Below are 9,172 nucleotides of genomic sequence, written 5' to 3' on the forward strand. Positions count from 1 at the left end.
CTCACGTCAGCCTCGTGCATAGCGGGTGCATCATTGATGCCGTCACCCATAAAGCCCACAGTATGACCGTTTTCACGCAAAATTCGGACTATTCGTGCTTTTTGCTGTGGACTGAGTTTTGCAAAAACGTTTGTATTTTCCACTACAGAAGAAAGCTCGTTGTCGTCCATTTCATAAATATCCGTACCAAGTAACAAGTTTTCCGCTTTAATCCCCACCTGCTTGCAGATATATCTTGTTACTGCGTCGTTATCACCTGTTAATACTTTGACAGACACTCCATACTCATTCAATGCCTTAATAGCCGCTGTTGCAGTTTCCTTTGCAGGATCAAGAAAGGCAAGGTAACCGATCAGTACCATGTTAGCCTCATCCTTTACAGAGAAAACACCCTCTACTGAAGGATTGTTTTTCTGTGCGACTGCCAAAACACGCATTCCTTCACTGTTCAATCTCTCTACGGTCGAAAGAATTTCCTGTCTTATTTTATCGGTGAGTAAAACAACTGCTCCTTCGTATTCCGCATATGTTGAGATAGACAGCATTTCTTCAACAGCACCTTTTGTGATGAGCTGGGTTTTACCTCCATGGTCGCGGATGACGACACTCATTCTTCGCCTGTTGAAATCAAACGGTATTTCGTCCACTTTAATGTATCTTTCCTTCATGGAACGATAGGGCTCAGATTTCGCATGGTTGAGAATTGCGACATCCATGAGATTTTTAAGTCCTGTCTGGTAATAGCTGTTTAAAAACGCGTGACGTAAAATTCTTTCGTCTTCATTGCCGTGTATATCAAGATAATATTCCAGTACAACTTTATCCTGTGTTATTGTTCCTGTCTTATCGGTGCAGAGGACATCCATGGCTCCAAAGTTCTGCATCGAATTCAGGTTTTTGACAATGGTCTTTTTCTTCGCCATTGAAGCTGCGCCTTTTGCAAGATTGGTGGTTACAATCATCGGCAGCATTTCGGGAGTGAGACCAACTGCAACGGATAGTGCAAACAAAAAAGCCTGGAACCAGTCACCCTTTGTAAAGCCATTGACAAATAGCACTACAGGTACCATACACATCATGAAGCGGATAAGTACCCAGCTTACGGAATTAATGCCTTTCTCAAAGCTTGTCACAATTTGCTTGTCGGTGATTGTTTTTGCCATAGAGCCAAAACAAGTATAATCGCCGGTGGCAAGAACAATGCAAGTGGCAGAACCGCTAACAACATTACTGCCCAAGAAAGCCAGATTAGGAAGCTCCAATGGATTCTTACTGTCTTGATTCACAGAATGATCGTATTTTTCTAGTGGCTCACTCTCGCCGGTAAGGGAAGCCTGGCTTACAAACAAATCTTTACAGGCTATAACGCGGACATCGGCTGGAATCATGTCTCCAGCTGACAAATAAATAATATCTCCAGGTACTATGTCTGCAAGAGGCACTTCTTTTTTGCCTTCGTCTCCACGTGAAACGGTTGCAGTTGTATGAACCATAGCTTTCAGCTTTTCCGCAGCACTGTTGGAACGCGTTTCCTGAACAAAGCGAAGGAGGCCGCTGATTAATACCATAGTACAAATAATAATAACTGTGCGTGGATTCTTATCTTCTGGAGCAACAGCTAGAACATCCGTAATAAGAGAAATAGTCGCAAGGACAAAAAGAACAATAGTAAAAGGATTTACAAAAGCGCCTATCAACCTTTTGTAGACCGGTTCCGGTTTTTCATGGGAGATTTCGTTTTTTCCGTATTTATCTCTGAACTCTTTTGCAGTATCTTCGCTGTAACCATTCAGGGTGGTGCTGTATTGTTTCAACAGTTTGTCCGCTTCCATTCTGCTTGCTACAAGTAGTTTCTCCGCAACCGGCGATACGGAATGAGAAACTGACTGAGTGATTTTCGTTTTCATACTCCAAATCTCCAATCATTTTCGGGCTCATTTTATCGATCAGCTCTTGGCACAACATTTATATAGTTTTTAGAAAGATTCCGCTCCGGAAAACTGTCTACAATCTCAATGAAATTTTCTTTCTTCTGTTTTACAAGCTCGTGATTATTCGAATTTTGGGCAGTGTTCCAAATTTGCTGTAAATTCAAAGTCAAATTTTTGTGTACTGAGTATGATTCAGTTCTCTTAATATTGGATTCTCAAACTGCCAACTTTTTAAGATTTATGATTTTACATAAAAAATCGAAACACTAACGAACTTTGTTCTCTTAATATTCTTATATAATATATATTTTAGGGACTTTGGTAATGTGAAGTCTATATAGGATAGTCAATTTATATATTCAGCTATAACTAGAAAAAGTTAAGCAGTATGTCAAAAGCCCTATAAATTTTTCTCGATAGATTAAGTCTACAAAATATAAAATATTACTAGAGTTTATTTCTGGAAATTCACGAAAATTCCATTTTGTTTGTGAGCTCATCCCAAAACCAATTTTATTTTCAAATCAATAAGAGTTTCAAAACTCTCTTTCACGATTAGAAACTCAATTGGTAATTCATAATACAAGATTCAAAGAATCAATTTTGAGTTTTGGAATCAGCCCATTAACATCCAAGTTGTAGAAGTCTTTGTCCATCTCATGCCACTCCATGAGATACGAAATCGAACGATTGAATTTAATCCGCCTGATGCGCAAAATCGTGTCGTTGTGGCTTAGTGGTATAGCGGCTGATTCATAATCAGCAGGTCGAAGGTTCAAGTCCCTCCGGCGGCTCTTTTTTGTTTTTTGTTAATTCCCTCTTTTTGCGAAGTGTAAAGAACAGAGTTAAACAACTAATGTACCAACATGCAGTAATTTTTTTATATGTTGAAATTCATTAGATTAAAGGGGGTATAAAATGACTATAAAGAGAATACTTTCTAACATCATCTGGAATTCTCAAAATATATCATCATTTTCCGCATTTAATGGCTTCAATCAATCAAAAGCCCAAAAAATTATGGAAAGTCACATGAAGAATGATTGTATTTATCATAAATACTGGTATGAGCCTGTGAATAACAATAGCAGGGAACCTAAGCACATTCAGATTGATAGGTGCACTTTTGGGCTTCTGGCAACAGGGAGATGTAACACTGAATGTGAGTCATATATCTCTTATAATGGATGGAATGCCTTTAATAACGAAAATAAAACCTGATAAGCCAAGACAATGGTATTTAAAGCCTTAAAATTACGAAAAAAGTCTTTAAATGCAAAATAATTAAATTTTTACCGCTATTTTAAGTCTGCTTATTTTTTCCGTGCATTGTCGTCGTGGCTTAGCGGTATAGCGGCTGATTCGTAATCAGCATGTAGAGGGTTCAAGTCTCCCGCAGATCTTTGTTTTTTGGTTAAAAATACTGCCACATTCGAGGAAGATATATTTTTGAACCTTCTTGTTCTCAATTTGAAAGTTACTGTTGCCTATAATATTTTCTTTTCCAGAAATACCATAGAATTTGAAGAATGAATTCACTATAAAAACAAATAAAAAGAGAAAAAGAGGAAAAAGCACCTATTTGAGGTGCTTAAATTCACATTTAGAACGGTACATTTCTGTCAAGGAAAATCTGGCCGGATTTTTTATCAACAAATTTGATATTTGCTGTTTTGCCAGCTACGATACCAATATCACCAGTCGGAGTTGCATCCTTCGTAAAAGTAAATGTCTTGATATCACCAACACTAAGGGTAAGAGTACTGCCAGTACCTGCAGTATTAGCAGCTATAGCATCTTGAGTGGTAGTACCATCAGATATGATAATCCTTGTCGAATCTTTGTCTAAATTAACCGTATCCCCACCAAGATGTTCTATTTTTAAAGCCATTTTTGCATCTGTACTGCTAATGGCCTTTTTAATATCAAAGTTCGCCTGCGGTGCAGCTTGAGCAGCTCCGTGACTGAAGACAGAAGATCCGATTGCGGCGGCAAGGATGACGGTTATTGCGACCATCAGGATGACACCAATAACCGGGGAAACTGCTTTATCATCTTTTCTAAATAACTTCTTGAAATCCATATGTTTCTCCCTCCTGGTTAAATGTATTCAGACAGAAAAGCCTGCCAGATACTTTTAACATCTAAAATACACAAGTAACATTGTTTAATTTTTTATCACATACCATCCTATTTTTGATAAGTATTTAAATTTTTACTGAATTGTTAAAGACTAATTTGTATTTACTTATTCACTTATTTAAACAAGATAGTTATTAAGCAGTTATACAATAATAAATTTTTTGTATTGTTTAGATAACAACGGTTTTTAAATAATTTAAAAAATTGAATTAAATTCCTGGAAAAGAGTGAAAAAAACTATAAAGGAAAAAAGCACTTTTGTGAGGTGCTTAAATTCACGTTTAATAGTTTAGAACTTTGTCAAGTAACAACTGATTGGACGTTGTATCGATGAATTTGAGCTCGACGGTAGAGTCCTCATTAACGTCATCCACACCGAGTATCTTGATGTCACCAACATTCATGACACCAATATTAGTTGCATTTGTCGTTGTAGAGGTGCCATTAACAGATGCCGTGACTTTTGTCGCTGTATCTGCAAAATTAATTGAGTCTCCACCAACGTGCTCGATTTTTACACATCCTGTGCTAGTAGCAGTCTCTCCAGATCCACTAGTAATTATACCTGCTGCTTGTAGATTGAGGTTAGCTTGTGGTGCGGATTTGGAAACTCCATGACTGAAAACAGAAGATCCGATTGCGGCGGCAAGGATGACGGTTATTGCAACCATCAGGATGACACCAATAACCGGAGAAACTGCTTTATCATCTTTTCTAAATAATTTCTTGAAATCCATATGTTTCTCCCTCCTGGTTAAATGTATTTGGACAGAAAAAAGTCTGCCAGATACCTTTAACACCTGAAATACATAGTTAACAATACATGTTTATTCTGACTGTAACCCTTCCTATTTTTTATAACTATCTAACTTTTTACTGAATGTAACAAAGAATAACCGCTGTCAACATTCAAAACTATTTCATCAAGATATCTATTAGCAGTTCTACTTTAATAAATTTTCTCAGACAGTCAAGTTAATATTAGATAAGATACACTTTAGAAATTTGGTAATTAAATTTTTAGAAGGTGATTTTTATCGTGGAGGGTGAAAAGCGTTGGACACTTTGGCAGGACTGCAGGGGAGTTTCAGAGGTATATGGGCAACTGCTTATGATAAGTATAGTCGTTATAGCCTTTGCTACAATAGGTACGGCTGTGTTTTCCGATGGGGGCGCTGTAAAGCCGGAACATATCCCGCATACTGACCTGCAAGAAAACGTCGATACATATAATGACACTGTACGGATTGTCCATAGTGGGGGGGAAACTATTGACCTATCCGCCATCAAGATAATACTCTTTGTCGATGAGCAGCCAACTGAGTTCAGTATGTCCGAGGAGGATGGAGTTGAAATTTATGACCCGGATGGCAATGAGTCCAAAGATGGTGCTTTCACGCTTGGAGATTGCATTGTAATTGACACTAAAGAAAAAGATCTAGATCTCGTGGCTGGAGCTAATATAGATATGTTCTTTGTGGATACTCCTTCCCAGCAGGTTGTCCAGAGAACCGTACTCCAGAAAAGCTATGGGAAAATTCCTGATTGGATTACTCCTCATCCTTACGGAAGTGTATATGACAACTCCACAGATCCAGGTGAATGGCTGCCTACCGAGCTGGTTGACGGAATCAATGATGGTTTTGTCACGGAGTGCCAGATGCATCAAGGCGAGTGGTCTAGTGAGACATTCACTTTTGGTATAGACGCAGATGACATGAACATTAAAAATCCGTTAAAAGTAGTCCTTTTGAAAATAGTATATAGTGGGCATGACAGCAGTATGAAAAACCTGACGCTTGAAATTAACGATGGAAAACCGGATCAGTGGATCGTTGTTGATTACGATATGGATAGATATAATAGCTACACTGAATGTGACCAGAAATTAGAGCCCTACGACCTGAAACTGATGAACCTGGGTGTAAACACAACTGAAGAACTTGAAAATCTTTCAGTCAGGTTTTCAGCATACGGGCAGGCAGCTAGTGAAAATAAAATTGGCTGGGTTGACTTTATTGGAATCCATGTGGAGTACTAAATATTAAGAGCAGAGATTGAGGCAAGGGGGTTCGAAACAAATGAAAAAACATAATGAAAAAGATTCCAGAATTGAGAAACTAAAATACTCCAACTCGGAATCTGCAACAGCAACTGTTATTGGGGCAGTACTGTTGCTGGGAATAATATTTTCGGTACTCGTTATTATATGGGTAGGCTGTGTCCCGGAATGGAAAAACGATGCCGAACGCTCCCATATGGACAACGTATGGAAGGACATGGCAGATGTTAAGTCAAAAATTGATATGATGTCAATTATCCTGGCTTCAACCCCCGACTCTTCGAAACTCAATACATCAAACCCAAGCTCTTCAGCTCCTCAACTTGTAATGAATGTGCCTTTCCATATGGGCGGGGGAAGTCTCCCAATTATAGGTACTACAAAGTCCAGTGGAATTCTTGCCGTAAACAAGGATAAATGCATAATGAGTGCAATCGTAATTTACAATGACTCTACCAGCTTTCCTTTCAATATCAGCTGTGGAACAATTACCTACGCCTCTCAGAATCATTACTATGTAGATCAGAGTTTCAGTTACGAAGGCGGAGCTCTAATCCTTGACCAGGGAAAACAGCCTGTTATGATGCTGTATCCATCTATCCGCTTCTCTAAGGCATCATCCAATCAATATAATATTTCGATAAATGCTGTGCGGATATTTCGGGCACTGTATGACTCTCCACAGATTATTTCTTCAAACAGCGGTTGCTCTCTCCGCCTCACAGGCATTGACTACAGGCATATTTATGATAGCGATGAGTACGAAGACCTGAGCATAGAAAGACTTGTATTAACAATTTATACCACTCATCCTGATGCCTGGAAACAGTATCTTAGCAAAATGCTTGCAGATGCAGGAATAGATGATTATACCCTTGTAGAGAATGAAGATAACAACAATGTGCGTCTGATATTTCCTAAATTAGATTCAACAGCTACAGGCACTTTAAAAAGACTTTATATAAGTGAAACCGTGGTCAAGGCTGAGCCGGGGATTGGCTTAAACTGAAATGAATTGAAGGGGAATTCTAAAAATTCAGGGTGATAAGGGGAAATCAAATCAAGAACTTAAGTAAAAAATAAAAGTTATAACTCAAGGGTTTGGAAAATGCTCCCGAAGACCATTATAACAACGAGAAAACCAGAAGACAGGAAAAAAGGTGGTCTATCCTGTTTTTCAAAGGGTGAATCTGCTGCTGCAACAGTTATTGCAGCAGTATTGCTCTTAGCTCTCATATTTACAGTGATTTCTGTAGTAAAGCTTGAATATGTTCCTGAGTGGAAAAACGATGCTGAAATGAACCATATGTATGATACATGGGATGAAATGGTCGGAGTAAAAACAAGGATCGATGTACTTTCCAGGCTCATGGAATCAGAAAATTACTCTGCTTATAGTATTTCAGCAACTGTACCTGTTAATATAGGAGGAGGGGAAGTCCCGGCTTTTGACTCTTCAAAATCAGATGGAAAACTTGAGGTAAATACCGAAAAGTGCACAATGATAGTAACACCGTACAGTCCTTCCCAAAGAATAAAACCTTATATTATTGAGTGTGGGGGAATTACCTGCTATTCTGAAAATAGGCAGTACCCAGATCAGGTATTCAGATATGAAAACGGAGCCCTGATTCTTGCAGACGGCGAAAACTCTAGAATGAAACAGTTTCCAATATTCGGCATAGAGAAAACTGAGGGAAACAATTACACCTTCACACTTGGTGCGGTTCAAATTTTAGGCAAGCCCGATTCCATTTCTTCTAACGCTATTACTCCACTGAGGCTGACCGGTTGGGGAGTTCAGCCCATGCACAACAGTAGCGATTATATAGGCATAAATATCAGTGCCTTTAACCTGACAATTGCCACAAAATACCCGGATGCTTGGACTGCATACTTCAATGAAACTGCGCAAGAGAAAGGACTTGCAAATGGAACAGATTATACCGTTCGATGCATGCCGGAATCCGGACATGTGCGTTTCTCGTTCCTGGGCAATGGAAGCAAAAAACTTGAGTGGTTGTATATAAGTAAAGCCAAAATCGGTGCAGAACTTGGATCCGGAAGCAGTTTCAATGCTAATTACAGGACAGGTTGGATTGAAAATATTATGCGGCTAAACAAATGGTACTGTTTCGACACAATTACTGGGACTTACAAAAATTCTCAGATTTCACCGAACCCTAACCTGCTGAGAGATTATAACTCTAACCTTACATTCCCCTCAGGAAGTAATAAGGTGATAAAACTGGTTTCTTATAACCCAAATAATAGTTTTTCGCAGAAAATAGATAAGAATAAGGAACTGGTTATGAACTTCAATTTTGTGGATTATACAGAATTCGATGTTATATCACCGTCTTCCGCAACAATCAGAATGATTTATAGATATGGAACAAACAGTAGTCAACTTAGTACGAAAATGAAGTTTACCGGAACTGAAGATTCTTTAAATCCTCAGGACAACAACTGGTACCTGTATAATAATAAGTTTTCAGTATCACCTAAAACCCCTTCTGACCTTAACCTCAGTTTATATATCAATGATGGAAGTAATGCAGGAGGTACCTTCTATATCGACTACCTTGCAGTCTACCTGAGCTGACGGAAAAGAAAAAGGCATATCGATACATATATCCATCACACACTGAAAAAGCGAGAAACCCGATCCATATGCCTGAAAAATACACCACTCCCTACCCTGCGAAAAGAATCCATTCCGACGGCAAAGCCGAAGACGTTAAAGTGCTGCTCGCAAAGGAATGCCCTGTTAAACTTTTTCTCAACAGAAAACTCTTCACGACCCTTTTTTCCTCCCCGCTCGAACTAAAAGAACTTGCGGTCGGCCATCTGATTACAGAAGGCGTTCTCAGTTTCAGGGAAATTGAAAACGTTGAAGTGGAAGGTGGGACGGTTCATATCCGGACCCGAAACGAGAATCAGGGAATCCGTACCGAAGCCGCCGGAAAAGCCGAAAAAGAAGAAAAAGCCGGCAGAGAAATCTTTGTAGACTCTGACTCTGTTTTTGACCCGCAAG

General features: G+C 39.0%; 8 protein-coding genes and 1 tRNA gene. 6 read left to right on the forward strand and 3 right to left on the reverse strand.

The genetic code is table 11. From position 1 onward, the window contains the following. A partial coding sequence (gene mgtA, locus BP621_RS12880) for a magnesium-translocating P-type ATPase (protein ID WP_292390602.1) occupies window positions 1-1,907 on the reverse strand: 1,907 nt, incomplete at its 3' end. A gap of 746 nt (window positions 1,908-2,653) precedes the next feature. On the opposite strand from mgtA, the gene BP621_RS12885 reads away from it, so the two are divergent. Together BP621_RS12885 and BP621_RS12890 are read left to right on the forward strand one after the other, a co-directional pair. Then, window positions 2,654-2,725: transfer RNA gene (locus BP621_RS12885), tRNA-Met, on the forward strand. A gap of 124 nt (window positions 2,726-2,849) precedes the next feature. Next, entirely contained in the window at window positions 2,850-3,152 is a 303-nt protein-coding gene (locus BP621_RS12890) for a hypothetical protein (protein WP_292390604.1), read from the forward strand. Window positions 3,153-3,534: 382 nt separating this feature from the next. Here BP621_RS12890 and BP621_RS12895 read toward each other — a convergent pair whose 3' ends face one another. Both BP621_RS12895 and BP621_RS12900 read right to left on the reverse strand, forming a co-directional pair. Continuing rightward, window positions 3,535-4,014 carry a type IV pilin N-terminal domain-containing protein gene (locus tag BP621_RS12895; RefSeq protein ID WP_292390605.1) on the reverse strand — a complete coding sequence of 160 codons (480 nt, stop codon included), beginning with the start codon at window positions 4,012-4,014 and terminating at the stop codon, window positions 3,535-3,537. A gap of 340 nt (window positions 4,015-4,354) precedes the next feature. Continuing rightward, entirely contained in the window at window positions 4,355-4,810 is a 456-nt protein-coding gene (locus BP621_RS12900; protein WP_292390607.1) for a type IV pilin N-terminal domain-containing protein, read from the reverse strand. A 302-nt stretch (window positions 4,811-5,112) separates the two neighbouring features. On the opposite strand from BP621_RS12900, the gene BP621_RS12905 reads away from it, so the two are divergent. From BP621_RS12905 to BP621_RS12920, 4 genes are all read left to right on the forward strand, one after another. Beyond that, the gene (locus BP621_RS12905; protein ID WP_292390608.1) at window positions 5,113-6,114 is read left to right on the forward strand and encodes a type IV pilin N-terminal domain-containing protein; all 1,002 of its coding nucleotides are present in this window, start codon (window positions 5,113-5,115) and stop codon (window positions 6,112-6,114) included. Between the two features lie 40 nt (window positions 6,115-6,154). Next, window positions 6,155-7,144, forward strand: a complete 990-nt coding sequence (locus BP621_RS12910) for a hypothetical protein (protein ID WP_292390609.1) — start codon at window positions 6,155-6,157, stop codon at window positions 7,142-7,144. Window positions 7,145-7,243: 99 nt separating this feature from the next. After that, window positions 7,244-8,740 carry a hypothetical protein gene (locus BP621_RS12915; RefSeq protein WP_292390610.1) on the forward strand — a complete coding sequence of 499 codons (1,497 nt, stop codon included), beginning with the start codon at window positions 7,244-7,246 and terminating at the stop codon, window positions 8,738-8,740. A 68-nt stretch (window positions 8,741-8,808) separates the two neighbouring features. Beyond that, the coding region (locus tag BP621_RS12920) for a formate dehydrogenase accessory sulfurtransferase FdhD (protein WP_292390612.1) at window positions 8,809-9,172 on the forward strand (364 nt) is incomplete at its 3' end.

Source organism: Methanosarcina sp. UBA5 (assembly GCF_002505485.1).
Lineage (GTDB): Archaea > Halobacteriota > Methanosarcinia > Methanosarcinales > Methanosarcinaceae > Methanosarcina.

What these genes read in the sequence shown, in the direction of transcription:
- BP621_RS12890 (WP_292390604.1), top strand. Translation starts at nt 2,850, where the DNA reads ATGACTATAAAGAGAATACTTTCTAACATCATCTGGAATTCTCAAAAT.
- BP621_RS12895 (WP_292390605.1), bottom strand. Translation starts at nt 4,014, where the DNA reads ATGGATTTCAAGAAGTTATTTAGAAAAGATGATAAAGCAGTTTCCCCG.
- BP621_RS12900 (WP_292390607.1), bottom strand. Translation starts at nt 4,810, where the DNA reads ATGGATTTCAAGAAATTATTTAGAAAAGATGATAAAGCAGTTTCTCCG.
- BP621_RS12910 (WP_292390609.1), top strand. Translation starts at nt 6,155, where the DNA reads ATGAAAAAACATAATGAAAAAGATTCCAGAATTGAGAAACTAAAATAC.
- BP621_RS12915 (WP_292390610.1), top strand. Translation starts at nt 7,244, where the DNA reads ATGCTCCCGAAGACCATTATAACAACGAGAAAACCAGAAGACAGGAAA.